Source organism: Serratia sp. ID 25-353, from assembly GCF_054792795.1.
In genome coordinates this window covers 266,855-292,422 of the sequence record NZ_CM139236.1, presented here as the reverse complement: position 1 = coordinate 292,422, position 25,568 = coordinate 266,855, and the positions used below count along the sequence as shown (strand labels likewise).

Here is a 25,568-nt window from a genome sequence, read left to right as displayed (position 1 = left end):
GTAAAAAGCTCTTTTATTTTGCTAAGGACAGCCCATAACGCGTTAATTAAACCAGAGGAAACAGCAAATTGCATGGCAATTAAACTCGAAGTAAAGAACCTGTATAAGATATTTGGCGAACACCCGGAACGCGCATTCAAACTGCTGGATAAAGGTCTGACAAAAGATCGGCTGTTTGAAAAAACCGGCTTATCGCTCGGCGTAAAAGACGCCACTCTGGCCATTGAAGAAGGCGAGATATTTGTCATCATGGGGCTCTCCGGTTCCGGCAAGTCCACCCTGGTACGCCTTCTCAATCGTCTGATAGAACCCACTCGCGGTCAGGTGCTGATCGACGATGAGGACATCGCCAAAATATCTGACACCGCCCTGCGCGCCGTGCGGCGAAATAAGATCAGCATGGTATTTCAGTCATTCGCGCTGATGCCACACATGAATGTCATTAATAACACCGCCTTCGGTATGGAATTAGCCGGCATACCGCTGCAGGAGCGCCAGGAAAAAGCGCTGGATGCCCTGCGTCAGGTCGGGCTGGAAAATTATGCGCTGTCTTATCCGGATGAATTATCCGGCGGCATGCGCCAGCGCGTGGGATTAGCCCGTGCCCTGGCCAATAACCCGGATATATTATTGATGGACGAAGCCTTCTCGGCGCTCGATCCGTTAATTCGTACCGAAATGCAGGATGAGCTGGTGAAATTACAGGCCCAGCATCAGCGCACCATCGTGTTTATTTCCCACGATCTGGACGAAGCGATGCGCATCGGCGATCGCATCGCCATCATGCAGGGCGGTGAGGTGATCCAGGTCGGCACGCCGGACGAGATCCTGAACAACCCGGCCAACGATTATGTACGCACCTTCTTCCGCGGCGTGGACATCAGTCATGTATTCAGCGCCAAGGATATCGCCCAACGGCGCCCGGTGACGCTGATCCGCAAAACCCCCGGCTTTGGCCCCCGATCGGCGCTGCAGCTGCTGCGCGATGAGGACCGTGATTATGGTTATGTTGTTGAACGCGGAAAGAAATTTATCGGCATAGTGTCGATAGAGTCGCTGAAAAAGGCGCTGTCCGCCAATCAAACGCTGGACGATGCCCTGCTCGAGGCCCCCGCCGCCGTGCCGGCCGACACGCCGCTCAGCGATCTGATTTCCCTGGTCGCCCAGGCGCCGTGCGCGGTGCCGGTGGTGTGCGAAGAACATAACTATCTCGGCATCATCTCCAAGGCCATGCTGCTGCAGGCGTTGGACAAGGAGGGCTCCGCCAATGAGTGATACTACGCAAACCCAAGATCCCTGGGCTACCGCACCGGCCGATACCGGCGCCGCACCCGCAAACGATGCCGCCGCCAACGCCGGCGACGCCTGGTCCAGCGCGCCGCCGCCGGCCGCCCATGACGCCGCCGCGTCAGGCGCCGATTGGCTCAGCAGCGCCCCGGCGCAGCCGGAACACTTCAGCCTGCTCGATCCGTTCCACAAAGCCTGGGTGCCGTTCGATACCTGGGTCACGCAGGGCATCGACTGGCTGGTGCTGCACTTCCGCCCGCTGTTCCAGGGCATCCGCGTGCCGGTGGACATGATCCTGAGCGGCTTCCAGCAATTGCTGCTGGGCATGCCGGCGCCGATCGCCATTCTGGTGTTCTCGCTGCTCGCCTGGCAGGTCTCGGGCCTCGGCATGGGCGCCGCCACGCTGCTCTCACTGGTCGCCATCGGCGCCATCGGCGCCTGGTCGCAGGCGATGGTCACGCTGGCGCTGGTGCTGACTGCGCTGTTCTTCTGCATTCTTATCGGCCTGCCGCTCGGCATCTGGCTGGCGCGCAGCAAACACGCCGCCAAGGTGATAAGACCGCTGCTCGACGCCATGCAGACCACCCCGGCCTTCGTCTACCTGGTGCCAATCGTCATGCTGTTCGGCATCGGCAACGTGCCGGGCGTGGTGGTCACCATCATCTTCGCGCTGCCGCCGATCGTGCGCCTGACCATTCTGGGCATCAAGCAGGTGCCGGAGGATCTGATCGAGGCCGCCGAATCCTTCGGCGCCAGCCCGCGTCAGCTACTGTTCAAGGTGCAGCTGCCGCTGGCGATGCCGACCATCATGGCCGGCGTGAACCAGACGCTGATGTTGGCGCTGTCGATGGTCGTCATTGCCTCGATGATCGCCGTCGGCGGACTGGGGCAGATGGTACTGCGCGGCATCGGCCGGCTGGACATGGGCCTGGCCGCCGTCGGCGGCGTCGGCATCGTGATCCTGGCGATCATTCTCGATCGCCTCACCCAATCGTTGGGGCGCGATCGCCGCAGCAAAGGCATCGGCCGCTGGTATCGCCGCGGCCCCATCGGGCTGCTGACTCGCCCGTTCATCAAACAAGCCTGACGCTTTTCCCGCCGGCGGCTGCGGCCCCGGCGGGCTATGACACACCACATCGAAAAAAGGGGAAACACTATGCGCACTACGGGCATCTGGGCTCTCGCCCTGACGACGCTGATTGGCTCACAGAGCGTGAGCGCGGCAGATTTACCCGGCAAGGGGATCGCGGTACAGCCGGTGCAAAGCACCATTTCCGAAGAGACCTTCCAGACGCTGCTGGTCAGCAAGGCGCTGGAAAAATTGGGTTACGACGTGAAGGAACCGCGTGAAGTGGATTACAACGTCGCCTACACCTCGATCGCCTCCGGCGACGCGACCTTCATCGCGGTCAACTGGGATCCGCTGCATGCCGATCAGTACAAGGCCGCCGGCGGCGACGCCAAGTTCTATCGCGAAGGCGTCTACGTCAACGGCGCCGCACAGGGCTACCTGATCGACAAGAAAACCGCCGAGCAATATCACATCACCAACGTCGAGCAGCTCAAGGATCCCAAGATCGCCAAGCTGTTCGATACCAACGGCGACGGCAAGGCCGATCTGACCGGCTGCACCCCGGGCTGGGGCTGCGAAGCGGTAATTAACCACCACATCAAGGCCTACGGCCTGAGCAATACCGTCGAACACAACCAGGGCAACTACGCGGCGATGATCGCTGACACCATCACCCGCTACAAAGAGGGCAAACCGGTGCTGTATTATACCTGGACGCCGTACTGGGTCAGCGATGTGATGGTGCCGGGGCGCGACGTGGTCTGGCTGCAGGTGCCGTTCTCCTCCCTGCCGGGCGAGCAAAAGAACGTCGACACCAAGCTGCCTAACGGCGCCAACTACGGCTTCCCGGTCAACACCATGCGTATCGCCGCCAACAAGCAGTGGGCCGAAGCCAATCCGGCGGCCGCCAAGCTGTTCGCCATCATGAAGCTGCCGATCGCCGACATCAACGCGCAAAACCTGCGCATGCATGAAGGCCAGGCTTCGGAAGCTGACATCCAGAACCACGTCAACGGCTGGATCAAGGCGCACCAGGCCACCTTCGACGGCTGGGTGAAAACCGCCGCCGAAGCGGCGAAGCCGTAACCGTTCAGGGGCGCCGCCTGTGCCGCGCCCCTACCCCGCCATATCGATGCCGCTGAAATGCAAAAAGCGCTCGGCGATAGTCGACATGGGCTGCGGCCAAATGCAATACACCTGGCGCCGCGGCCCGTCTTCTATCGGAATCGACACCAGCGCGCTTAAGCGTTGCGCGGTCGAGATCGGTACAATGCCCGCCGCCAGCCCCCGTCGCACCAAATTCTCCAGCCATTCGATATGATCGATTTCAAAACTGACGTGCCGACGGATGCCCGCCGCCTGAAAGGCGCGATCGGTTTGGCGCCGCGCGCCGGTGCCGCTGTAGAAATCCACCAGCGGCACTTCCGCCAGCGCCTGCAGGTTCACCCGCTCGCGGCCGGCCAGCGGATGCTGCGGCGCCACCAACGCCACCAGCGGCTCATCGGCCAACTGCCGGTGCGACATCGGCAACAGATCAGCATCGCCCGGCCAGATGCCGACGAACGCCATATCGCATTTTTGCTGGCGCACATCTTCCAACAGCGCTTCGCTCATGCCGACGTACAGGCGGATATTGACCGCCGGATAGTGGCGGTGAAACTTGTCGAGCCTTTCGGTCAGAGCCATCACGTTTATCGTTGAAATGGTGCCGATGGTCAGGGTGCCGGACACCGCGCCATCGGCCGCCGTCACCTCCTCCACCAGCGCCTGCTGCGCCGCCAGCAGGCGCTGCGCAGGGGCGACAAAAGCCTGGCCGGCGGGGGTCAACCGCACCCGACGCGAAGTGCGTTCAAACAGCGTACAGCCCAGCTCTTCTTCCAGTTTGGCGATCTGGTGGCTGAGCGCCGACTGCACCGTATGGCAGCGCTGCGCCGCCCGGGTAAAGTTCAGCTCTTCCGCCACCGCCAGCGCATAGCGGATCTGTTTCAGGTTCATGGTATCTATCTTGAAATGAGATAAATAAAATGAAAATTATACATTGGTTTCCCGGCCTGCGTTGCCGGATACTGCGCGCCATCTTATTCCCGTGATGAAAAAACCATGAGTCAACAAAACGCCCACCCGGGCCTCAGCCCGGCGCTGACCGTGCTGATCGCCATCGCTACCGGCCTGGCGGTCGCCAGCAACTATTACGCGCAGCCGCTGCTGGAAACCATCGCCACCGGCTTCAACCTGTCGGTCAATCAGGCCGGCTTTATCGTTACCGCCGCGCAGCTGGGTTACGCCACCGGGCTGCTGCTGCTGGTGCCGCTCGGCGATATGTTCGAGCGCCGCGGGCTGATCGTGTTCATGACGCTGCTGGCCGCCGGGGGCATGCTGATCACCGCCACCTCCGCCACCCTGCCGATGATGATCCTCGGCACCGCGCTCACCGGGCTGTTCTCGGTGGTGGCGCAGATTCTGGTGCCGCTGGCCGCCACGCTGGCCCACCCGGAAAAGCGCGGCAAGACCGTCGGCATCATCATGAGCGGCCTGCTGCTCGGCATCCTGCTGGCACGCACCGTCGCGGGCGCGCTGGCATCGTTCGGCGGCTGGCGCACCATCTACTGGGTCGCCAGCGTGCTGATGATCCTGATGGCGCTGATCCTGTGGCGCGCGCTGCCGCGCTATAAGCAACACTCCGGGCTGAACTACCCGCAACTGCTGGCCTCGATCTTCAGCCTGTTCTGCCGCACGCCGCTGCTGCGCACCCGCGCCATCCTCGGCGCCCTGTCGTTCGCCAACTTCAGCGTGCTCTGGACCTCCATGGCCTTTCTGCTCGCCGCGCCGCCGTTCAACTATTCCGAGGGGGTGATCGGGCTGTTCGGCCTGGTGGGCGCCGCCGGGGCGCTGGCCGCTTCGCGCGCCGGGCATCTGGCGGACAAGGGCAAAGCCGGATTGACCACCACCGTCGGCCTGGTGCTGCTGCTGCTGTCCTGGATACCTATCGCGTTCGCCAAACAATCGCTGTGGGCGCTGATCGCCGGCATCCTGATCCTCGATCTGGCGGTGCAGGCGGTACACGTCACCAACCAGAGCGTGATGTACCGCATCATGCCGGACGCACGCAACCGCCTGACCGCCGGCTACATGACCAGCTACTTTATCGGCGGCGCCCTCGGTTCACTGCTCTCCGCCTCGGCCTATCAGCATGCCGGCTGGTACGGCGTGGCCGCCGCCGGCGGGGTGTTATGCCTGCTCAACCTGCTGACCTGGTGGCTCGGCAAGCACCACGATCCGCAGGGGCCGGCGACAATCTGATTATCGTGCAAATAGTAACTTAAGAAATTTATTAGCGGTGCAGGGTATAAACATTACTTACTCTCTGGTAATGTTCTGGGCATAAACTATTGAAGTCCTATCTACCCTGCGACCCACAACCATGCAAAGCCAAGCTGCAGACAGCCTCAATCCGCCCGCCGTCAGCGCCACCTTCGCCAACGGCGTCGTCGACAGTTTGCCGATCGTCATCGGGTATGTCCCGGTGGCGTTCGCCTTCGGCCTCAGCGCCGTCAAACTGGGCTTTTCCCCGCTGGAAAGCATTTTCTTCTCCTGCATCATCTACGCCGGCGCCAGCCAGTTCGTGATCACCGCCCTGCTGAGCGCCGGAATGTCGCTGTGGGTCTCCGCGTTGACGGTGATGGCGATGGACGTGCGCCACCTGCTGTACGGCCCGGCTCTGCGTCACCGCATCGTCTCGCGCATGTCGCCCGGTAAAACGGCGTTATGGGCCTTTGGCCTGACCGATGAGGTCTTCGCCGCCGCTACCGCCAGGCTGATGCGCAATAACCGCAGCTGGAGCGAAAACTGGATGCTGGGCATCGCGCTCTGTTCCTGGCTTTCCTGGGTGGCTGGCACCGCGCTCGGCGCGCTGTTCGGCAACGGCCCGCTGGAGCAGTTCCCGGTGATCGAAGCCTCGCTGGCCTTCATGCTGCCGGCGCTGTTTCTCAGTTTCCTGCTGGCCGCCTTCCGGCGCCCGCAGAGCCTGACTATCGCCGCCGCGCTGGCCGGCGCGCTGCTCGGCGTGGTGCTGTTCTCCATTCCTGTCGCCATTTTGGCCGGCATCGGCGCCGGCTGCATCGCCGCCCTGTTCCAGCCCGCCCCTGCGGAGGCCAACCATGAACACTGATGTGCTGGTGATCGGCCTGGTGGTGGGTTGCGCCAATTACCTGTTCCGTTATCTGCCACTGCGGCTGGCGCCGGCACGCGCCCAGCCCGGCCTCAAACGCGGTAAAGCCGCTCTGTTGCTCGACAGCATCGGCATCGCCTCGATCTGCGCCCTGCTGGTGGTCTCCAGCACGCCGGTGGTGATGCGCGAACCGGACAAGCTGCTGCCCACATTGGCGGGGTTCGCCGCGCTGGCGCTGTGCTTCTACCGCAGCAAAAGCATCATTCTGTCGACGCTGCTCGGCGCGACGGCCTTTGGCGTCACATTAAAGCTGTTAATGATTTTCGGTCCGGGCTGACGCCGCTCCCGATCGTTTGGCTTCGCTTTGGCGTTTTCAGGCGCCACATCTTTACAAACTCTGACAAATGACACGAATTGCTAAATTATCCGCACGGCTGAACATTTACATTATTAGTCACCGTCGTTACTATCTCGAACGAAATTAATGAGGCCCTAAATTATGGAAAGCTCGTTTGCCCCCATAGAACAAATGCTGAATTTCCGCGCCACCCGGCAGAAAGACTTCCCGTATCAGGAAATCCTGCTGACCCGCCTGTGCATGCACATGCAAGGCAAGCTGCTGGAAAATCGCAACAAGATGCTGAAGGCGCAGGGGATTAACGAAACACTGTTTATGGCGCTGATTACCCTGGATGCGCAGGAGAGCCACAGCATCCAACCTTCTGAGCTAAGCTCTGCCTTAGGCTCCTCGCGCACCAATGCGACCCGCATCGCCGACGAGCTGGAGAAACGCGGCTGGATCGAACGCCGGGAAAGCGACAACGATCGCCGCTGCCTGCATCTGCATCTGACGCCGCAGGGGGAAGAATTTCTCAGTCAACTGCTGCCACCGCAGCACCAATGTCTGCATTTCCTGTGGTCCACGCTGACCGACGATGAGCAAAAACAGCTGGAACAGCTGACGCGCAAATTGCTGGCACGTCTGGATCAAATGGAAATCACAGAACAGTTATCCTAATTCACAATTTCTGTTCAGGTACCTACTTATGCGATCCCCATTTAACTGGAGATTCACCCCGCTGTTCGCCGTGTTGCTGCTGGCCGGGTGTGCTTCGACCGATAATATTGCCCCGCAATCCACGCTGATGGATCCGCAGAGCCTGCAGTTGGCTCAGCCGAAAGTCAGTTCGCTGGCCGTCAGCCCGCAGTGGTGGCGCGCCCTCAAGGATCCGCAGCTGGACGCCTTGATGACGCAGACGCTGCAAAGCTCGCCGACCCTGCGGCAGGCCGCCGCCCGCGTGCGCGAAGCGCAGAGCGTGGTGGGTGAAGCCAGCGCCGCCAACGGGCCGAATCTGGATCTGAACGCCAGCACCCAGCGCCAACGCGTGCCGCAAAACGTCAATATGGGGTTGGGGTATCCGCATAAGCCGATCTACGAAAGCTCCAATTCGCTGGGGTTGAACCTGGCGTACGAGTTCGACTGGTGGGGCAAATACCGTAACCAAGTGAACGCCGCCAAGGCGCAGGTCAACGCCGCACGCGCCGAGCAGGAACAGGCGGCGCTGACGCTGACCAGTTCGGTGGCGTCCGCCTACTATCAGCTGCAGAGCAATCTGGCGCTCGAGAAACTGCTGCAACAGGAAGTGAACAACAATGAACGCCTGACCGCACTGCGTCAACAGCGCTATCAGGCCGGCCTGACCGGCGTCGACGTGCCGCAACAAACCCAGGCGCAGTCCGACGTTGCCAAGCAGCAGATCCTGCAGCTGCAGTCGCAGATCGAACAGCTCCGACACCAGCTCGCCGCGCTGGCGGGCCAGGGGCCGAACGCCATGCAGCACCTGCGTCAGGTGCCGTTGCCCGCAGACAACCTGATGGCGCCGCAGGGCGAGCTGACGGCGGATCTGTTGGGTAAACGCCCGGACATCGCCGCGCAACGCCAGCTGGTGGAGTCTTACAGCCAGCGCGTCAGCGCCGCGCGTAAAGAGTTTTACCCCAGCCTGACCATTTCAGCCTTCGCCGGCCTGATGACCACCAATACCAGTGGCACCAGCCCGAATCTGTTTGAAGCGGCCAGCCAGGCCTGGAACGTGATGCCGGCGATTTCGCTGCCGATCTTCCACGCCGGGGCGCTGCGCAGCAAGCTGGGCGAGGAATCCGCGCTGTATGACGAAGCGGTGGAATCCTACAACCAAACCATCCTGAATGCGGTACAGGAAACCGCCGACGCCATCACCATCCAGCAGAGCTCTGCGCAACAGCAGCTGCAGGCGGCGTCCGCGGCCCAGTCGATGCAACAGGTGTATCAGGTCGCCAACGCCCGTTACCAGGCAGGGATTATCGGGCGCGACGATCTGTTGACCAGCCAGACGCAGCTATTGCAGCAGCAACAGGCGGAGTTGAATGCCAGCAGCAACTTACTGCAGGCGAAGATAGGACTGATCCGTGCGCTGGGCGGTGGCTATCAGGCCCCGGCCGCAGCGGATTCGAAAGCATAATAATATAAGGCTTGGAGAACACCATGAGCGCAAGCGCGGAAATCCAAAACCCGCAGCAGCCGAGCGGCAAAAAGAAGCAGCGTAAATTTTGGCTGCTGTTGCTGACGGTTATTTTCATTGTTATAGGGGTGGCTTACTTAGTGTATTGGTTCCTGGTGCTGCGTCATCACCAGGAAACCGACGACGCCTACGTCTCCGGCAACCAGGTGCAGATCATGGCCCAGGTGTCCGGCAGCGTGAACAGCGTCAATTTTGACAACACCGACTACGTCAAGCAGGGCGACGTGCTGCTGACGCTCGATCCGACCGATGCCGAGCAGGCGTTTGAACGCGCCAAAACCGGCCTGGCCAACAGCGTGCGTCAGACCCACCAGTTGATCATCAACAGCAAGCAGTATCAGGCCAACATTGCCCTGCGCAAGACCGATCTGAGCAAGGCCGAGAACGATCTGAAACGCCGCGTGGTGCTGGGCAGCGTTGACGCCATCGGCCGCGAAGAGCTGCAACACGCTCGCGATGCGGTCGACAGCGCCAAGGCCGCGCTGGAAGTGGCGGTGCAGCAATATAACGCCAACCAGGCGATGGTGCTGAATACCCCGTTGGAACAGCAGCCGGCGATCCAACAGGCCGCCGCGCAGATGCGCGATGCCTGGCTGGCGCTGCAGCGAACCAAAGTGATCAGCCCCATTACCGGCTATGTCTCGCGCCGCAGCGTGCAGGTCGGCGCGCAGATCGCCGCCGGTTCGCCGCTGATGGCGGTGGTGCCGGCCGATCATATCTGGGTTGACGCCAACTTCAAGGAAACCCAGATCGCCAACATGCGTATCGGCCAGTCGGCGACAGTGGTCAGCGACGTCTACGGCGACGACGTGGTGTATCAGGGCAAAGTGGCTGGTATCGACATGGGCACCGGCAGCGCCTTCTCGCTGCTGCCGGCCCAGAACGCGACCGGCAACTGGATCAAGGTAGTGCAACGTCTGCCGGTGCGTATTGAGCTCGACGCCAAGCAGGTGGCCGACCATCCGCTGCGCATCGGTCTTTCTACGCTGGTGACCGTCGACACCGCCAACCTGGATGGCCGCGTGCTGGCCGACGTGGTGCGAGACAAACCGCTGTATCAGAGCGACGCGCTGGCGTTGAATCTGGCGCCGGTTAACCAGCTGATCGCCGACGTGATCCATGCGAACGCCGGCTAAGCGCGCGGGAGGCCATCTTGCCACAGAAACCGCTTGAAGGCGCCCAGCTCGCCTGGATGACGGTCGCGCTCGCCATGGCGACCTTCATGCAGGTGCTGGACTCCACCATTGCCAACGTGGCGATCCCCACCATTGCCGGTAACCTCGGGTCTTCCAACTCGCAGGGCACCTGGGTGATCACCTCATTCGGCGTGGCGAACGCCATCTCGATCCCGATCACCGGCTGGCTCGCGAAGCGCATCGGCGAAGTGCGGCTGTTCCTCTGGTCCACCGCGCTGTTCGTCATCGCCTCCTGGCTGTGCGGCATTTCCAACAGCCTCGGCATGCTGATCTTCTTCCGCGTGATCCAGGGCGTGGTGGCCGGGCCGTTGATCCCGCTCTCGCAGAGCCTGTTGCTGAACAACTACCCGCCCGCCAAGCGAGCGATGGCCCTGGCGCTCTGGTCGATGACCGTTATCGTCGCGCCGATCTTCGGGCCGATCCTCGGCGGTTACATCAGCGACAACTATCATTGGGGTTGGATCTTCTTCATCAACATCCCGATCGGCGCCTTTGTTATTATGGCGGCGATGGCGACGCTGAAGGGGCGAGAAACCAAAACCGAGATCAAACCGATCGATACGGTTGGCCTGGTGCTGCTGATCGTCGGCATCGGTTCGCTGCAGGTGATGCTCGATCAGGGCAAGGAGCTGGACTGGTTTAACTCGACCGAGATCATCACCCTGACCGTCGTGGCGGTCGTGGCGTTGCTGTTCCTGGTGGTCTGGGAGCTGACGGACGACCACCCGGTGGTGGATCTGTCACTGTTCAAGTCACGCAACTTCACCATCGGCTGCCTGTGCATCAGCCTGGCCTACATGCTGTACTTCGGCGCCATCGTGCTGTTGCCGCAGCTGCTGCAAGAGGTATACGGCTATACCGCTACCTGGGCGGGGCTGGCGTCGGCGCCGGTCGGGCTGATCCCGGTGCTGCTGTCGCCGATCATCGGTAAGTTCGGCAACCGGCTCGACATGCGCAAGCTGGTGACCTTCAGCTTCATCATGTATGCCGTGTGCTTCTACTGGCGCGCCTATACGTTTGAGCCAGGCATGGACTTCGGCGCTTCGGCCTGGCCGCAGTTCGTCCAGGGCTTTGCCATCGCCTGCTTCTTCATGCCGTTGACCACCATCACGCTGTCCGGCCTGCCGCCGGAACGCATGGCGGCGGCGTCGAGCCTGTCGAACTTTACGCGAACGCTGGCGGGTTCGATCGGTACCTCGATCACCACCACCCTGTGGACGCAGCGCGAATCACAGCACCATTCGCAACTCACGGAGTTCGTCAATCCGTACAACCCGCAGTCGCAGGAGATGTACCGGCAGTTGGAGCAGCTCGGCATGAGCAAGCAGCAGGCGTCGGCGTATATCGCCAACGAGATCACCGCGCAGGGCCTGATCATCTCCGCCAACGAGATCTTCTGGCTGTCGGCCGGGGTGTTCCTGGTGCTGCTGGTGCTGGTATGGGTGGCGAAACCGCCATTCAGCTCTGGCGGCGGTGGGGGCGGCGGCGCCCACTAAGCTTCAATAAACGAAACGGGCGCCCTGAGGCGCCCGTTTTTTTATCCGACGTAGAACAGATTACGCCTGATTCTGACGCCACCAGTCCGCCAGCAGAATGCCGGTCGCCACGGAAACGTTCAGGCTTTCCACTTTACCGGTGCCGCCGATCGAGACGCTCATGTCGCCCTGCTGCCAGGCGCTGTCGCTCAGACCGTCACGTTCCTGGCCCAGCACCAGCACCATCTTGGCTGGCAGCTTGGCCTGCGCCAGCGCGGTGCCTTTATGGCTCGAGGTGGTAACGATGGTGTAACCCGCCTTGCGGAAGGTATCCAGCACCGACAGGAAATCATCGGCGTTGATCGCCTTGATGTGCTCTGCACCGCCTTCTGCGGTACGCACCGCCGCGCCGGATTCCAGCAGCGCCGGATCCTGCAGCAGCACGCCGTTGACGCCAAAGTGGGCGCACGAACGGACGATAGCGCCCAGGTTATGCGGGTTACCCACTTCTTCCAGCGCCAGCACGCAGTCGGTCGCCGGTGCACTTTTCAGGTAGGTCTGCGCATCCAGGCCCTGACGCTTTTTGATCAGGAAGCACACGCCGCCGTGATGCTCGGTGCCGGAAGCCTTGGCCAGCTCTTCTTCATCCACCACGTGGTAAGCCTTGCGGTTAGCCGCCATCCAGCGCAGCGCTTCGCGGAAACGCGGGGTGACCGACTGCACGAACCAGGCGCGCACGATCGCTTCCGGGCGGCTTGCGAACAGCGCCTGACAGGCGTTTTCACCGTAAACGCGGGTTTCTTCCGCGCGCTGACGGCGCAGCTGTTCCGGATCGATAAAGCTTTTGCCGCTGATACCACCGTGATCGAACGCCGGCTCTTCATTCGGCGCGCGCGAAACGGTTCTCCACGGCGACTCGTTGCCACCGCGATCTTCAGAGCGCGCCGGACGGCGAGGACGATCGCTTTCACTGCGGCGGGAGTCGGCACCGCGGCGATCGTTGCCGCCACGCGCCTTGTCTTGACCGGTGCGGCCCGAGCGCGCACCGTCAGCCGGACGGCCTTTGCCGGCCGGACGTTTATTCTTGTTGCGGTCGTCGCCGTTGTCGTCGTCATTGCGGACGTACATCACTTTGACTTTACCGTTCTTGCCACTAAATGAATCGTTCATTGTCTTCTCCACCAACGCGCAGGGCGCGAAGATTACCTGATGTTGGTGCACGAAGCCACCAACTTGCGCTAAAAGCTCCCAACTATCACATCCATTGAACAAACCTCATTGTTCATGCGCCGGGTTTTGCCGATAATTGTCAGCATTAAAGAAACATCTCCGCAACTGCGTTGCGGGGACCATGCTTTCTCTGTACCCGAGGTCAACATGAATACAGTTTGTGCAGCTTGCAATGCCACCAACCGCGTGCCGGAAGAACGTTTGGCGGACAACGCGAAATGCGGCCGCTGCGGCCATGAGCTCTTCGACGGTGAAGTGATCAATGCCACCGCCGCCACGCTGGACCAGTTGCTGCAGGACGATCTGCCGGTCGTGGTCGATTTCTGGGCGCCGTGGTGCGGCCCGTGCCGCAGCTTTGCGCCGATCTTTGAAGACGTGGCCGAAGAGCGCGCCGGCAAAGTGCGCTTCGTGAAAGTAAACACCGAAGCCGAGCCGGAGCTGAGCGCCCGTTTCCGCATCCGCAGCATCCCGACCATCATGGTGTTCCGTCAGGGCAAGATGGTCGACATGCTCAACGGCGCGATGCCGAAAGCGCCGTTTGACAACTGGCTCAACGAGTTAGTGTGATTCGGCAAGTATAGGCCGTATCCCGCCATCGCGCGCGAACGCGCCCCGATCGAGCCCGCCCCTCCCGGCGGGCTTTTTTCTGCGTTACAATGGCGGTTTTTCCCCAGGATCGTTATGACCGACAACGCCGTACTTCGCCTGCGCCAATTCCGTTTAGACCGCGCCACCCGCCCTTTTCTGGCGCGCGGTTGCCGGGTGGCGCGTTGTCAGGGTTGCCTGCTGCCGCATAAAAACTGCCTGTGCGACACCATTCGCCCGCAACAGGCCGGCAGCCGTTTCTGCCTGATCATGTTCGGCGCCGAGCCGCTCAAACCCAGCAACACCGGGCGCCTGATCGCCGATATCCTGCCGGACACCCAGGCGTTCCTCTGGTCGCGCACCGAGATCGATCCCGCCCTGCTGGCGGCCATCAACGATCCGACGCGGCAGCCTTACGTGGTGTTCCCCGCCTCCTACGCGGACGCAGCACGGCCGGTGTTCAGCGAGCTGCCCGCCGGCGGTAAACCGCCGCTGTTCATCATGCTGGACGGCACCTGGGCGGAAGCGCGCAAAATGTTCCGTAAAAGCCCGTACCTCAATCAATTCCCGGTGTTTTCCCTCAACGTCGACGCCGCATCGGACTACCAGCTGCGCGAAGCCAGCCGCGCCGAGCAACACTGCACGGCGGAAGTGGCCGCCGCCCTGCTGCAACAGGCGGGCGATCTGCCGGCCGCCGACGGATTGAATCAGCATTTCCGCTATTTCCGTCAGCAGTATCTGGCAGGAAAACCGACCCGGCCGGAGGCACCGGTCACAGCAATGTAGCCATAAAGCGCCTAAAATCAGGCGTAACGTTGCCAAAAGGAGCCGTGCATGAGCCAGCGAGGGTTAGAAGCGCTACTACGTCCCAAATCGATCGCCGTTCTGGGCGCTTCGCAGCAGCCCGGCCGCGCCGGTAACCTGATGATGAGCAACCTGCTGGCCGGCGGTTTCGGCGGGCCCATCTTGCCGGTCACGCCGCGCTACAAGGCGGTATGCGGCGTGATGGCCTACCCCGACGTCGGCAGTCTGCCGTTGACGCCGGATCTGGCGATCATCTGCACCCACGCCAAACGCAATCTGGCGCTGATTGAAGCCCTGGGCCAACGCGGCTGCAAAACCGCCATTGTGCTCTCTTCGCCGCCGGAACAGTTCGCCGAGCTGAAGGCCTGCGCGCAGCGCTATGCCATGCGGCTGTTAGGCCCCAACAGTCTGGGGCTACTGGCGCCGTGGCAGGGCATCAACGCCAGCTTCTCGCCGGTACCGATCCAAAAGGGAAAACTGGCGTTTATCTCGCAGTCCGCCGCCGTGGCCAACACCATTCTCGACTGGGCGCAGCAGCGCGAAGTCGGTTTCTCCTACTTCATCGCGCTGGGTGACAGCCTGGACATCGACGTCGACGACCTGCTCGACTTTTTGGCCCGCGACAGTAAAACCAGCGCCATCCTGCTGTATCTGGAAAACATCAGCGACGCACGGCGCTTTCTCTCCGCCTCGCGCAGCGCCTCTCGCAACAAGCCCATTCTGGTGATAAAAAGTGGCCGCAGCCAACAGGCGCAGCTGCTGCTCAACAGCCAGCTGGGGCTGGACGCCGCCTATGACGCCGCCATCCAGCGCGCCGGCCTGCTGCGCGTCCAGGATACCCATGAGCTGTTCTCGGCGGTGGAAACCCTCAGCCATATGCATCCGCTGCGCGGCGAGCGGCTGATGATCGTCAGCAACGGGGCGGCGCCGGCGGCGATGGCGCTGGATGAACTGCTCGGACGCAACGGCAAGCTGGCCACGCTGAGCGATGAGAGCCTGGCGACATTGAGCGACGCGCTGCCGGATTTCATTCGCGCCGGCAACCCGCTCGATCTGCGCGACGACGCCACGCCGCAGCGCTTCCTGGCGGCTATCGAAGCGCTGCTCGACAGCCACGACTATGACGCGCTGCTGTTAATCCACGCGCCGAGCGCGGCGGCGCCGGGCACCGCCACAGCGGAAAGGCTGATCGACGCGCTGCATCGCCATGCGCGCGGCAAGCGCATCACATTGCTGACCAACTGGTGCGGCGAATACTCTTCACAAGAGGCGCGCAGGCTGTTTACCGAAGCCGCCATTCCCACCTACCGCACGCCGGAAGGCGCGGTGACCGCCTTTATGCATATGGTGGAATACCGTCGCAATCAGAAGCAACTGAAAGAGACGCCAGCGCTGCCGGTCGGCCTGACCGCCAACACCGCCGACGCCCACCGGTTGATCCATCAGGCGCTGGCCGAAGGCGCCACTCAGTTGGATACCCACGAGGTGCAATCCATCCTGCAGGCCTACGATCTGAGCACCCTGCCGACCTGGATTGCCGAGGACAGCGCCGAAGCGGTACACATTGCCGAACAGATCGGCTATCCGGTGGCGCTGAAGTTGCGTTCGCCGGATATCCCGCACAAATCGGAAGTTCAGGGCGTCATGCTCTACCTGCGCACCGCGACCGAAGTGCAGCGCGCGGCGGAGGCGATCCTCGACCGCGTGAAGCGCACCTACCCCCAGGCACGCATCCATGGCCTGTTGGTGCAGAGCATGGCCAACCGCGCCGGTGCCCAGGAGCTGCGCATCGCGGTAGAGCAGGATGCGATTTTCGGCCCGCTGATCATGCTGGGCGAAGGCGGCGTAGAGTGGCGCCAGGAAAATCAGGTGGCGGTCGCGCTGCCGCCGCTGAACATGGCGCTGGCGCGTTATCTGGTGCTGCAGGCGGTGAAAGGCGGCAAGATCCGCGGGCGCAGCGCGCTGCGGCCTTTGGATATCCCTGGGCTGAGTCGCCTGCTGGTGCAGGTCTCCAACCTGATCCTCGACTGCCCGGAGATCGCCCGGCTGGATATTCACCCGGTGCTGGCCTCCGGCAGCGAATTTACCCTGCTGGACGTTTCGATGCAGCTCGCGCCGTTCAGCGGCGATCCGCAGGCGCGATTGGCGATCCGCCCCTATCCGCATGAGCTGGAAGAGACCATCGCGTTGAAAGACGGCAGCCAGTGCCTGTTCCGCCCGATCCTGCCGGAAGACGAACCGGCGCTGAAGCATTTCATTGACCGGGTGACCAAGGAAGACCTCTATTATCGCTACTTCAGCGAGATCAACGAGTTTACCCATGACGATTTGGCCAACATGACGCAGATCGACTACGATCGAGAAATGGCCTTTGTGGCGGTGCGCGCAGACGAGATCATCGGCGTGACCCGCGCGCTGTCCGATCCGGACAACACCGACGCCGAATTCGCCGTGCTGGTGCGTTCCGATCTGAAAGGCGTGGGCTTGGGCCGGCAGCTGCTGGAGAAAATGATCGCCTATGCGCGCGCTCATGGCCTGACCCGCCTGAGCGGCATCACCATGCCGAATAACCGCGGCATGATCGCACTGGCGCAGCGGCTGGGCTTTGGCATCGAGGTGCAGCTTGAGGACGGCATCGTCAATCTGACGTTGCCGCTGCAGGCCGCCGACGCGCAGTGACCTGCGTCGCAATGCGCTACGAATCCACCACTTAACGCCAAAACATACGCACAATCGAGGCAACTAATGGTATTATCGCCCGATTATTCGGTTTATTTTTTTTAAGCCTGTGGCGTTCCGGCCATCAATCATGAGAGAAGAAACGCACTGTGATGTTGTCAAAATTTAAACGTAGCAAACATCAACAACACCTTGCACAACTGCCCAAACTCCCCCAGACGGTTGCTGATGTTCGTACGTTGTACGCGCCGTCCGATTTTCGCACCACGCTGCTGGACGCCATCGCCAACGCCACCCAACGCATCTATCTGGTGGCTCTATATCTGGAGCATGACGACGCCGGGCGCGAGATCCTCAACGCGCTGTATCAGGCCAAGCAGCGGCGGCCCGAGCTGGAAATCTGCGTGCTGGTCGACTGGCATCGCGCACAGCGCGGGCGCATCGGTGCCGCCGCCGCCAATACCAATGCCGACTGGTACTGCGCCATGGCCGGCCAACATCCCGAGCAGTCGGTGCCGATCTACGGCGTGCCGGTCAATACCCGCGAAGCGCTGGGCGTACTGCACCTGAAGGGCTTTGTGGTCGACGATACCGTGATCTACAGCGGCGCCAGCATCAATGACGTTTATCTGCATCAGCATGAGAAATACCGTTACGATCGCTACCAGCTGATCACCAACGAGGTGTTGGCCGATACCCTGATCGATTACATCAAGCAGCATCTGCTCACCGCCGGCGCCGTACAGCGCCTCGATCGCAGCGATCGGCCGAAAAGCCCGGAGATCAAAAACGAGACCCGTCTGTTCCGTTTCGCCCTGCGCCGCGCCGGTTACCACTTCCGTGGCAAGGCCGGCAACGATGAGTTGGCGGTGACGCCGCTGGTTGGGCTTGGCAAGCAAAGCGTGCTGAATAAAACCATTCACCACCTGATGTCGTGCGCCGACCAGAAACTGACGCTGTGTACCCCCTATTTCAATCTGCCGGCGCTGCTGGTGCGCAACATCATTTATCTGTTGCGCCAGGGCAAACAGGTGGAGATCATCGTCGGCGACAAGACCGCCAACGACTTCTATATTCCGGAAGACCAGCCGTTCAAAATCATCGGCGCGCTGCCCTACCTGTACGAGATCAACCTGCGCCGCTTTCTGAGCCGCTTGCAGCGCTATATCGACACCGGGCAGCTGATCGTGCGTCTGTGGAAGGATGGCGATAACAGCTATCACCTGAAAGGCATGTGGGTAGACGAAGAGTGGCAGCTGATTACCGGTAATAACCTTAACCCGCGCGCCTGGCGGCTGGATCTGGAAAATGCCATTCTGATCCACGATCCCAAGCAGGAAATGCGCGAGCAGCGGCAAAAAGAGCTGGAATGCATCCGCACTCACACCACCGTGGTCGGTCACTATCAGGAGCTGCAAAGCATTCAGCAATACCCGATCAAGGTGCGTAAGCTGATTCGCCGTCTGCGGCGTATCCGCATCGATCGGCTGATTAGCCGTATCCTGTAAACACTACTCTGACCCCGGCCAAAGCCGGGGTTTTTATTACAGCTGTATCTCCTTGCCTTTACGATGCAGCCGGAGCGAGACCAATAGCGCCAGCAGGCACATGCCGGAAACATACCAGAAGAAGGCATTTTCCACGCCGAACGATTTAAGCGACAACGCGACATATTCCGCCGAGCCGCCGAACAGGGCATTCGCTACCGCATAAGACAAGCCCACCCCTAACGCACGCACCTCTGGCGGGAACATCTCGGCTTTAAGCAACCCGCTGATCGCGGTGTAAAAGCTGACGACGAACAACGCCAGCACGATCAGACCGAACGCCATAAAGGGATTGGTTACCCCTTTCAAGGCAAACAGGATCGGCACCGTCAATACGGTGGCCAATGCCGAGAAGATCAGCATCGAGCTGCGACGGCCGATTTTATCCGAGAACGCGCCGACCGCCGGCTGCAGCAGCATAAAGACGAACAGCGCGACGGTCATGATGGCGCTGGCCAGCTTGGCGTCCATACCGGCGGTGTTCACCAGATATTTCTGCATATAGGTGGTGAAGGTGTAGAAGGTCAGCGAACCGGCGGCGGTAAAGCCCAGCACCATCACAAACGCCTTGCGGTTTTTCCACAGCCCCGTCAGCGAACCGGCATCTTTGTGGTTACGCGTCTTCGCATCAGAGGTTTCATTCAGCGAACGGCGCAGGTACAACGCCACCACCGCCAACAGCGCACCGAGCGCAAACGGGATACGCCATCCCCAGGCCTTTAGCTCTTCACCGGACAATATCTGCTGCAAGATCACCAAGACCAGCAGCGCCAGCAGTTGCCCGCCGATCAGCGTTACGTACTGGAACGACGCGTAAAAGCCGCGCCGCCCCTTGATTGCCACCTCGCTCATGTAGGTGGCGCTGGTGCCATATTCACCTCCCACCGACAGCCCTTGGAACAGGCGGGCAATCAGCAGCAGCGCCGGTGCCCAGCTGCCGATCGATTCATACGTCGGTAGGCAGGCGATCACCAGCGACCCGGCGCACATCATGCAGACCGAAATCAGCATTGAGTTTTTTCGGCCATGCTTGTCAGCGATGTAGCCGAATAACCAACCGCCGATAGGTCGCATAAAGAAGCCGGCGGCGAACACCCCAGCGGTTTGCAACAGCTGCGTGGTGCTGTTGCCCGCCGGAAAGAACGAGGCGGCAAAGTAAATGGAACAGAAGGAGTAAACGTAAAAATCAAACCACTCCACCAGATTGCCTGATGAAGCCCCGACGATGGCAAAAATGCGCTTCTTGTTATCCAGCGCTCCCTGTTCGACGCCGTGCTCATCCCCAAGAGCCGAGGTTGTTTCTGTCATGATGTTTTCTCCGAGCCATAGCAATGATGAAATTCGGCGTCCTGCCGCCAGGTGTTACTTTATTGTTATTTATAAGTTAACAGCCAAACTTAATAGCGGACGAAGAATATCTGGCGTTTGGAGGAACAATGCGCGGATTTTGTGATGAATATTAAACCGTACGATGAAAGCTGAAGCGGATTACAACGGGGATTTTTCATTTTACGCATAGCAAAAAGCCCTGAACGTCAGTTCAGGGCTTTCGGCTTGGTTTGATGCCTGGCAGTGTCCTACTCTCGCATGGGGAGACCCCACACTACCATCGGCGCTACGGCGTTTCACTTCTGAGTTCGGCATGGGGTCAGGTGGGACCACCGCGCTATTGCCGCCAGGCAAATTCTGTTTCATTCCAACCGCTTCACTCTCGTGTCGCCATCAGAACCAATCTGTAAACAAGCTGAATATTGTCTCGGTCTCACCAAAACACCTTCGGTGTTGTAAGGTTAAGCCTCACGGATCATTAGTACTGGTTAGCTCAATGCATCGCTGCACTTACACACCCAGCCTATCAACGTCTTAGTCTTAAACGTTCCTTCAGAGGCCTTAAAGGCCCAGGGAAGACTCATCTTGAGGCAAGTTTCGCGCTTAGATGCTTTCAGCGCTTATCTTTTCCGCACTTAGCTACCGGGCAATGCCATTGGCATGACAACCCGAACACCAGTGGTGCGTTCACTCCGGTCCTCTCGTACTAGGAGCAACCCCTCTCAATCTTCCAACGCCCACGGCAGATAGGGACCGAACTGTCTCACGACGTTCTAAACCCAGCTCGCGTACCACTTTAAATGGCGAACAGCCATACCCTTGGGACCTACTTCAGCCCCAGGATGTGATGAGCCGACATCGAGGTGCCAAACACCGCCGTCGATATGAACTCTTGGGCGGTATCAGCCTGTTATCCCCGGAGTACCTTTTATCCGTTGAGCGATGGCCCTTCCATTCAGAACCACCGGATCACTAAGACCTACTTTCGTACCTGCTCGAGCCGTCACTCTCGCAGTCAAGCTAGCTTATGCCTTTGCACTAACCTCACGATGTCCGACCGTGATTAGCTAACCTTCGTGCTCCTCCGTTACTCTTTGGGAGGAGACCGCCCCAGTCAAACTACCCACCAGACACTGTCCTCACCCCGGATCACGGGGCCGAGTTAGAACATCAAACATTAAAGGGTGGTATTTCAAGGATGGCTCCACGCAGACTGGCGTCCACGCTTCAAAGCCTCCCACCTATCCTACACATCAAGGCTCAATGTTCAGTGTCAAGCTATAGTAAAGGTTCACGGGGTCTTTCCGTCTTGCCGCGGGTACACTGCATCTTCACAGCGAGTTCAATTTCACTGAGTCTCGGGTGGAGACAGCCTGGCCATCATTACGCCATTCGTGCAGGTCGGAACTTACCCGACAAGGAATTTCGCTACCTTAGGACCGTTATAGTTACGGCCGCCGTTTACTGGGGCTTCGATCAAGAGCTTCGCCTTGCGGCTGACCCCATCAATTAACCTTCCAGCACCGGGCAGGCGTCACACCGTATACGTCCACTTTCGTGTTTGCACAGTGCTGTGTTTTTATTAAACAGTTGCAGCCAGCTGGTATCTTCGACTGGCTTCAGCTCCATCCGCAAGGGACTTCACCTACATGCCAGCGTGCCTTCTCCCGAAGTTACGGCACCATTTTGCCTAGTTCCTTCACCCGAGTTCTCTCAAGCGCCTTGGTATTCTCTACCTGACCACCTGTGTCGGTTTGGGGTACGATTTAATGTTACCTGATGCTTAGAGGCTTTTCCTGGAAGCAGGGCATCAACTACTTCTGCACCGTAGTGCATCGTCATCACGCCTCAGGGTTAGTATGCAACCGGATTTACCAGGTCACACCCCCTACACGCTTAAACCGGGACAACCGTCGCCCGGCTAGCCTAGCCTTCTCCGTCCCCCCTTCGCAGTAACACCAAGTACAGGAATATTAACCTGTTTCCCATCGACTACGCTTTTCAGCCTCGCCTTAGGGGTCGACTCACCCTGCCCCGATTAACGTTGGACAGGAACCCTTGGTCTTCCGGCGAGCGGGCTTTTCACCCGCTTTATCGTTACTTATGTCAGCATTCGCACTTCTGATACCTCCAGCAACCCTCACAGGCCACCTTCAACGGCTTACAGAACGCTCCCCTACCCAACAACGCCTAAGCGTCGCTGCCGCAGCTTCGGTGCATGGTTTAGCCCCGTTACATCTTCCGCGCAGGCCGACTCGACCAGTGAGCTATTACGCTTTCTTTAAATGATGGCTGCTTCTAAGCCAACATCCTGGCTGTCTATGCCTTCCCACATCGTTTCCCACTTAACCATGACTTTGGGACCTTAGCTGGCGGTCTGGGTTGTTTCCCTCTTCACGACGGACGTTAGCACCCGCCGTGTGTCTCCCGTGATAACATTCTTCGGTATTCGGAGTTTGCATCGGTTTGGTAAGCCGGGATGGCCCCCTAGCCGAAACAGTGCTCTACCCCCGAAGATGAGTTCACGAGGCGCTACCTAAATAGCTTTCGGGGAGAACCAGCTATCTCCCGGTTTGATTGGCCTTTCACCCCCAGCCACAAGTCATCCGCTAATTTTTCAACATTAGTCGGTTCGGTCCTCCAGTTAGTGTTACCCAACCTTCAACCTGCCCATGGCTAGATCACCGGGTTTCGGGTCTATACCTTGCAACTATTCGCCCAGTTAAGACTCGGTTTCCCTACGGCTCCCCTATACGGTTAACCTTGCTACAAAATATAAGTCGCTGACCCATTATACAAAAGGTACGCAGTCACACCACGAAGGTGCTCCCACTGCTTGTACGTACACGGTTTCAGGTTCTATTTCACTCCCCTCGCCGGGGTTCTTTTCGCCTTTCCCTCACGGTACTGGTTCACTATCGGTCAGTCAGGAGTATTTAGCCTTGGAGGATGGTCCCCCCATATTCAGACAGGATGTCACGTGTCCCGCCCTACTCATCGAACTCACGACCTGTGCATTTTAGTGTACGGGGCTATCACCCTTTGCTGCGCGACTTTCCAGACGCTTCCACTAACACACAAGCCGATTCAGGTTCTGGGCTCCTCCCCGTTCGCTCGCCGCTACTGGGGGAATCTCGGTTGATTTCTTTTCCTCGGGGTACTTAGATGTTTCAGTTCCCCCGGTTCGCCTCATGCCACTATGTATTCATGACATGATAGTGTGTCGAAACACACTGGGTTTCCCCATTCGGGTATCGCCGGTTGTAACGGTTCATATCACCTTACCGACGCTTTTCGCAGATTAGCACGCCCTTCATCGCCTCTGACTGCCTAGGCATCCACCGTGTACGCTTAGTCACTTAACCTCACAACCCGAAGATGTTTCCATCGTTCGCGCTGCAAACATTTGAGAGACTCTATGACAGGTTACTCTTTATCCCAATACATCTACGGAGGGATAAATTTCAGCCGTCATGTTTCAATTTTCAGCTTGTTCCAGATTGTTAAAGAGCAATATCTTAAACATGACTCGCAAGTCATCTTTAAGATTTTTTCGGTTATCGCTAACCGGTGATAATGTCTTTCACTCATTATCGGAATGGCGTCCCCAAGGGGATTCGAACCCCTGTTACAGCCGTGAAAGGGCAGTGTCCTAGGCCTCTAGACGATGGGGACCCGAAATTGGCTTATCGAATCACCGATTCGATAATTTCGGGTAAAGGTGAGATTTTTCGTGAAAAATCGAGCGCCATTGTCGTTTGTCACTGCACTGGACAGTCACAAATCTCCTGGCACTTACCTATACCACAAGGTTTTGTTTGCTCATTACTTTTTCATCAGACAATCTGTGTGAGCACGCCACTCGAATCAATATCTTTAGGTAAGGAGGTGATCCAACCGCAGGTTCCCCTACGGTTACCTTGTTACGACTTCACCCCAGTCATGAATCACAAAGTGGTAAGCGCCCTCCCGAAGGTTAAGCTACCTACTTCTTTTGCAACCCACTCCCATGGTGTGACGGGCGGTGTGTACAAGGCCCGGGAACGTATTCACCGTAGCATTCTGATCTACGATTACTAGCGATTCCGACTTCATGGAGTCGAGTTGCAGACTCCAATCCGGACTACGACATACTTTATGAGGTCCGCTTGCTCTCGCGAGGTCGCTTCTCTTTGTATATGCCATTGTAGCACGTGTGTAGCCCTACTCGTAAGGGCCATGATGACTTGACGTCATCCCCACCTTCCTCCAGTTTATCACTGGCAGTCTCCTTTGAGTTCCCGGCCGAACCGCTGGCAACAAAGGATAAGGGTTGCGCTCGTTGCGGGACTTAACCCAACATTTCACAACACGAGCTGACGACAGCCATGCAGCACCTGTCTCAGAGTTCCCGAAGGCACCAATCCATCTCTGGAAAGTTCTCTGGATGTCAAGAGTAGGTAAGGTTCTTCGCGTTGCATCGAATTAAACCACATGCTCCACCGCTTGTGCGGGCCCCCGTCAATTCATTTGAGTTTTAACCTTGCGGCCGTACTCCCCAGGCGGTCGATTTAACGCGTTAGCTCCGGAAGCCACGCCTCAAGGGCACAACCTCCAAATCGACATCGTTTACAGCGTGGACTACCAGGGTATCTAATCCTGTTTGCTCCCCACGCTTTCGCACCTGAGCGTCAGTCTTCGTCCAGGGGGCCGCCTTCGCCACCGGTATTCCTCCAGATCTCTACGCATTTCACCGCTACACCTGGAATTCTACCCCCCTCTACGAGACTCTAGCTTGCCAGTTTCAAATGCAGTTCCCAGGTTGAGCCCGGGGATTTCACATCTGACTTAACAAACCGCCTGCGTGCGCTTTACGCCCAGTAATTCCGATTAACGCTTGCACCCTCCGTATTACCGCGGCTGCTGGCACGGAGTTAGCCGGTGCTTCTTCTGCGAGTAACGTCAATTGATGAACGTATTAAGTTCACCACCTTCCTCCTCGCTGAAAGTGCTTTACAACCCGAAGGCCTTCTTCACACACGCGGCATGGCTGCATCAGGCTTGCGCCCATTGTGCAATATTCCCCACTGCTGCCTCCCGTAGGAGTCTGGACCGTGTCTCAGTTCCAGTGTGGCTGGTCATCCTCTCAGACCAGCTAGGGATCGTCGCCTAGGTGAGCCATTACCCCACCTACTAGCTAATCCCATCTGGGCACATCTGATGGCAAGAGGCCCGAAGGTCCCCCTCTTTGGTCTTGCGACGTTATGCGGTATTAGCTACCGTTTCCAGTAGTTATCCCCCTCCATCAGGCAGTTTCCCAGACATTACTCACCCGTCCGCCGCTCGTCACCCAGAGAGCAAGCTCTCTTGTGCTACCGCTCGACTTGCATGTGTTAAGCCTGCCGCCAGCGTTCAATCTGAGCCATGATCAAACTCTTCAATTAAAAGCTTGATTTGCTTCCACTCGAGAAGCGATGCTCAAAGATTTACTGCATGAATTTTACTTCAGTTAGTCACTCTTCAAGACTTGATATTTTTTTGCATCCGAAGATGCTGGATATCGTCTTGTGGAGTGCCCACACAGATTGTCTGATAAATTGTTAAAGAGCAGTGCCGAGAAACTCATCGGCACGGGCTGCGTATATTACGCTTTTCGCCC

General features: G+C 59.1%; 17 protein-coding genes, 1 tRNA gene and 3 rRNA genes. 14 read left to right on the top strand and 7 right to left on the bottom strand.

Going from position 1 to position 25,568, the window contains the following annotated elements:
• Positions 1 to 72: 72 nt before the first annotated feature.
• The 3 genes from proV to proX all read left to right on the top strand — a co-directional run bounded on the left by proV (position 73) and on the right by proX (position 3,445).
• Positions 73 to 1,275: a glycine betaine/L-proline ABC transporter ATP-binding protein ProV gene (proV, locus tag ACYF6X_RS01280; RefSeq protein ID WP_130018106.1), complete on the top strand. Its 1,203-nt coding sequence runs from the start codon at positions 73 to 75 to the stop codon at positions 1,273 to 1,275.
• Positions 1,268 to 2,374: a glycine betaine/L-proline ABC transporter permease ProW gene (proW, locus tag ACYF6X_RS01275; RefSeq protein WP_063990639.1), complete on the top strand. Its 1,107-nt coding sequence runs from the start codon at positions 1,268 to 1,270 to the stop codon at positions 2,372 to 2,374. Before proV ends, proW begins: the two co-directional genes overlap by 8 nt.
• Positions 2,375 to 2,443: 69 nt before the next feature.
• Positions 2,444 to 3,445 carry a glycine betaine/L-proline ABC transporter substrate-binding protein ProX gene (gene proX, locus ACYF6X_RS01270; RefSeq protein WP_033635697.1) on the top strand — a complete coding sequence of 334 codons (1,002 nt, stop codon included), beginning with the start codon at positions 2,444 to 2,446 and terminating at the stop codon, positions 3,443 to 3,445.
• 30 nt (positions 3,446 to 3,475) lie between these two features.
• Here proX and ACYF6X_RS01265 read toward each other — a convergent pair whose 3' ends face one another.
• Entirely contained in the window at positions 3,476 to 4,354 is an 879-nt protein-coding gene (locus tag ACYF6X_RS01265) for a LysR family transcriptional regulator (protein WP_038872847.1), read from the bottom strand.
• 105 nt (positions 4,355 to 4,459) lie between these two features.
• On the opposite strand from ACYF6X_RS01265, the gene ACYF6X_RS01260 reads away from it, so the two are divergent.
• From ACYF6X_RS01260 to emrB, 7 genes are all read left to right on the top strand, one after another.
• The gene (locus ACYF6X_RS01260) at positions 4,460 to 5,659 is read left to right on the top strand and encodes an MFS transporter (RefSeq protein ID WP_033632267.1); all 1,200 of its coding nucleotides are present in this window, start codon (positions 4,460 to 4,462) and stop codon (positions 5,657 to 5,659) included.
• Between the two features lie 121 nt (positions 5,660 to 5,780).
• On the top strand, positions 5,781 to 6,527 hold the full coding sequence (locus ACYF6X_RS01255; RefSeq protein ID WP_130018105.1) for an AzlC family ABC transporter permease: 747 nt from the start codon (positions 5,781 to 5,783) through the stop codon (positions 6,525 to 6,527).
• Positions 6,517 to 6,864 (top strand): L-valine transporter subunit YgaH, encoded by a 348-nt coding sequence (gene ygaH, locus ACYF6X_RS01250; RefSeq protein ID WP_130018104.1) that lies wholly within the window; start codon positions 6,517 to 6,519, stop codon positions 6,862 to 6,864. The genes ACYF6X_RS01255 and ygaH overlap by 11 nt, the downstream gene beginning before the upstream one ends.
• A gap of 162 nt (positions 6,865 to 7,026) precedes the next feature.
• Positions 7,027 to 7,545, top strand: coding sequence for a transcriptional repressor MprA (mprA, locus tag ACYF6X_RS01245; RefSeq protein WP_025160249.1), 519 nt, complete (start codon positions 7,027 to 7,029; stop codon positions 7,543 to 7,545).
• Between the two features lie 28 nt (positions 7,546 to 7,573).
• Positions 7,574 to 9,025: an efflux transporter outer membrane subunit gene (locus ACYF6X_RS01240; RefSeq protein WP_060425102.1), complete on the top strand. Its 1,452-nt coding sequence runs from the start codon at positions 7,574 to 7,576 to the stop codon at positions 9,023 to 9,025.
• Positions 9,026 to 9,048: 23 nt separating this feature from the next.
• The gene (emrA, locus tag ACYF6X_RS01235) at positions 9,049 to 10,221 is read left to right on the top strand and encodes a multidrug efflux MFS transporter periplasmic adaptor subunit EmrA (RefSeq protein WP_063990641.1); all 1,173 of its coding nucleotides are present in this window, start codon (positions 9,049 to 9,051) and stop codon (positions 10,219 to 10,221) included.
• A gap of 17 nt (positions 10,222 to 10,238) precedes the next feature.
• On the top strand, positions 10,239 to 11,777 hold the full coding sequence (emrB, locus tag ACYF6X_RS01230; protein WP_063990642.1) for a multidrug efflux MFS transporter permease subunit EmrB: 1,539 nt from the start codon (positions 10,239 to 10,241) through the stop codon (positions 11,775 to 11,777).
• Positions 11,778 to 11,837: 60 nt separating this feature from the next.
• Here the strand turns inward: emrB and ACYF6X_RS01225 are convergent, their stop codons facing one another.
• On the bottom strand, positions 11,838 to 12,926 hold the full coding sequence (locus tag ACYF6X_RS01225) for a tRNA/rRNA methyltransferase (protein ID WP_063990643.1): 1,089 nt from the start codon (positions 12,924 to 12,926) through the stop codon (positions 11,838 to 11,840).
• Positions 12,927 to 13,133: 207 nt separating this feature from the next.
• Between ACYF6X_RS01225 and trxC the strand changes: the two genes are divergently transcribed.
• From trxC to pssA, 4 genes are all read left to right on the top strand, one after another.
• Entirely contained in the window at positions 13,134 to 13,553 is a 420-nt protein-coding gene (gene trxC, locus ACYF6X_RS01220; protein WP_004928868.1) for a thioredoxin TrxC, read from the top strand.
• 114 nt (positions 13,554 to 13,667) lie between these two features.
• Positions 13,668 to 14,357: a tRNA-uridine aminocarboxypropyltransferase gene (locus ACYF6X_RS01215; protein WP_130018103.1), complete on the top strand. Its 690-nt coding sequence runs from the start codon at positions 13,668 to 13,670 to the stop codon at positions 14,355 to 14,357.
• Positions 14,358 to 14,405: 48 nt separating this feature from the next.
• Complete coding sequence (locus ACYF6X_RS01210; protein ID WP_063990645.1) at positions 14,406 to 17,054, top strand: bifunctional acetate--CoA ligase family protein/GNAT family N-acetyltransferase; 2,649 nt, start codon at positions 14,406 to 14,408, stop codon at positions 17,052 to 17,054.
• Between the two features lie 152 nt (positions 17,055 to 17,206).
• On the top strand, positions 17,207 to 18,562 hold the full coding sequence (gene pssA, locus ACYF6X_RS01205; RefSeq protein ID WP_063990646.1) for a CDP-diacylglycerol--serine O-phosphatidyltransferase: 1,356 nt from the start codon (positions 17,207 to 17,209) through the stop codon (positions 18,560 to 18,562).
• A gap of 36 nt (positions 18,563 to 18,598) precedes the next feature.
• On the opposite strand, the gene ACYF6X_RS01200 is transcribed toward pssA, so the two are convergent.
• The 5 genes from ACYF6X_RS01200 to ACYF6X_RS01180 form a co-directional block, all read right to left on the bottom strand.
• Positions 18,599 to 19,909 carry an MFS family transporter gene (locus tag ACYF6X_RS01200; RefSeq protein ID WP_063990647.1) on the bottom strand — a complete coding sequence of 437 codons (1,311 nt, stop codon included), beginning with the start codon at positions 19,907 to 19,909 and terminating at the stop codon, positions 18,599 to 18,601.
• A 256-nt stretch (positions 19,910 to 20,165) separates the two neighbouring features.
• Positions 20,166 to 20,281 (bottom strand): 5S ribosomal RNA (gene rrf / locus ACYF6X_RS01195).
• A gap of 106 nt (positions 20,282 to 20,387) precedes the next feature.
• A 23S ribosomal RNA gene (locus tag ACYF6X_RS01190) occupies positions 20,388 to 23,295 on the bottom strand.
• Between the two features lie 234 nt (positions 23,296 to 23,529).
• A tRNA-Glu gene (locus ACYF6X_RS01185) sits at positions 23,530 to 23,605 on the bottom strand.
• Between the two features lie 206 nt (positions 23,606 to 23,811).
• Positions 23,812 to 25,353 (bottom strand): 16S ribosomal RNA (locus tag ACYF6X_RS01180).
• The 16S, 23S and 5S rRNA genes sit together here with 1 tRNA gene alongside, the layout of an rRNA operon.
• Between the last annotated feature and the right edge of the window lie 215 nt (positions 25,354 to 25,568).

Excerpts from the sequence above, each read along its gene's own strand:
- ACYF6X_RS01215 (WP_130018103.1), top strand. The coding sequence starts at position 13,668 with ATGACCGACAACGCCGTACTTCGCCTGCGCCAATTCCGTTTAGACCGC.
- mprA (WP_025160249.1), top strand. The coding sequence starts at position 7,027 with ATGGAAAGCTCGTTTGCCCCCATAGAACAAATGCTGAATTTCCGCGCC.
- ACYF6X_RS01240 (WP_060425102.1), top strand. The coding sequence starts at position 7,574 with ATGCGATCCCCATTTAACTGGAGATTCACCCCGCTGTTCGCCGTGTTG.
- proX (WP_033635697.1), top strand. The coding sequence starts at position 2,444 with ATGCGCACTACGGGCATCTGGGCTCTCGCCCTGACGACGCTGATTGGC.
- ygaH (WP_130018104.1), top strand. The coding sequence starts at position 6,517 with ATGAACACTGATGTGCTGGTGATCGGCCTGGTGGTGGGTTGCGCCAAT.
- ACYF6X_RS01265 (WP_038872847.1), bottom strand. The coding sequence starts at position 4,354 with ATGAACCTGAAACAGATCCGCTATGCGCTGGCGGTGGCGGAAGAGCTG.
- proW (WP_063990639.1), top strand. The coding sequence starts at position 1,268 with ATGAGTGATACTACGCAAACCCAAGATCCCTGGGCTACCGCACCGGCC.
- pssA (WP_063990646.1), top strand. The coding sequence starts at position 17,207 with ATGTTGTCAAAATTTAAACGTAGCAAACATCAACAACACCTTGCACAA.
- ACYF6X_RS01260 (WP_033632267.1), top strand. The coding sequence starts at position 4,460 with ATGAGTCAACAAAACGCCCACCCGGGCCTCAGCCCGGCGCTGACCGTG.
- proV (WP_130018106.1), top strand. The coding sequence starts at position 73 with ATGGCAATTAAACTCGAAGTAAAGAACCTGTATAAGATATTTGGCGAA.
- ACYF6X_RS01210 (WP_063990645.1), top strand. The coding sequence starts at position 14,406 with ATGAGCCAGCGAGGGTTAGAAGCGCTACTACGTCCCAAATCGATCGCC.
- trxC (WP_004928868.1), top strand. The coding sequence starts at position 13,134 with ATGAATACAGTTTGTGCAGCTTGCAATGCCACCAACCGCGTGCCGGAA.
- emrA (WP_063990641.1), top strand. The coding sequence starts at position 9,049 with ATGAGCGCAAGCGCGGAAATCCAAAACCCGCAGCAGCCGAGCGGCAAA.
- ACYF6X_RS01200 (WP_063990647.1), bottom strand. The coding sequence starts at position 19,909 with ATGACAGAAACAACCTCGGCTCTTGGGGATGAGCACGGCGTCGAACAG.
- ACYF6X_RS01225 (WP_063990643.1), bottom strand. The coding sequence starts at position 12,926 with ATGAACGATTCATTTAGTGGCAAGAACGGTAAAGTCAAAGTGATGTAC.
- ACYF6X_RS01255 (WP_130018105.1), top strand. The coding sequence starts at position 5,781 with ATGCAAAGCCAAGCTGCAGACAGCCTCAATCCGCCCGCCGTCAGCGCC.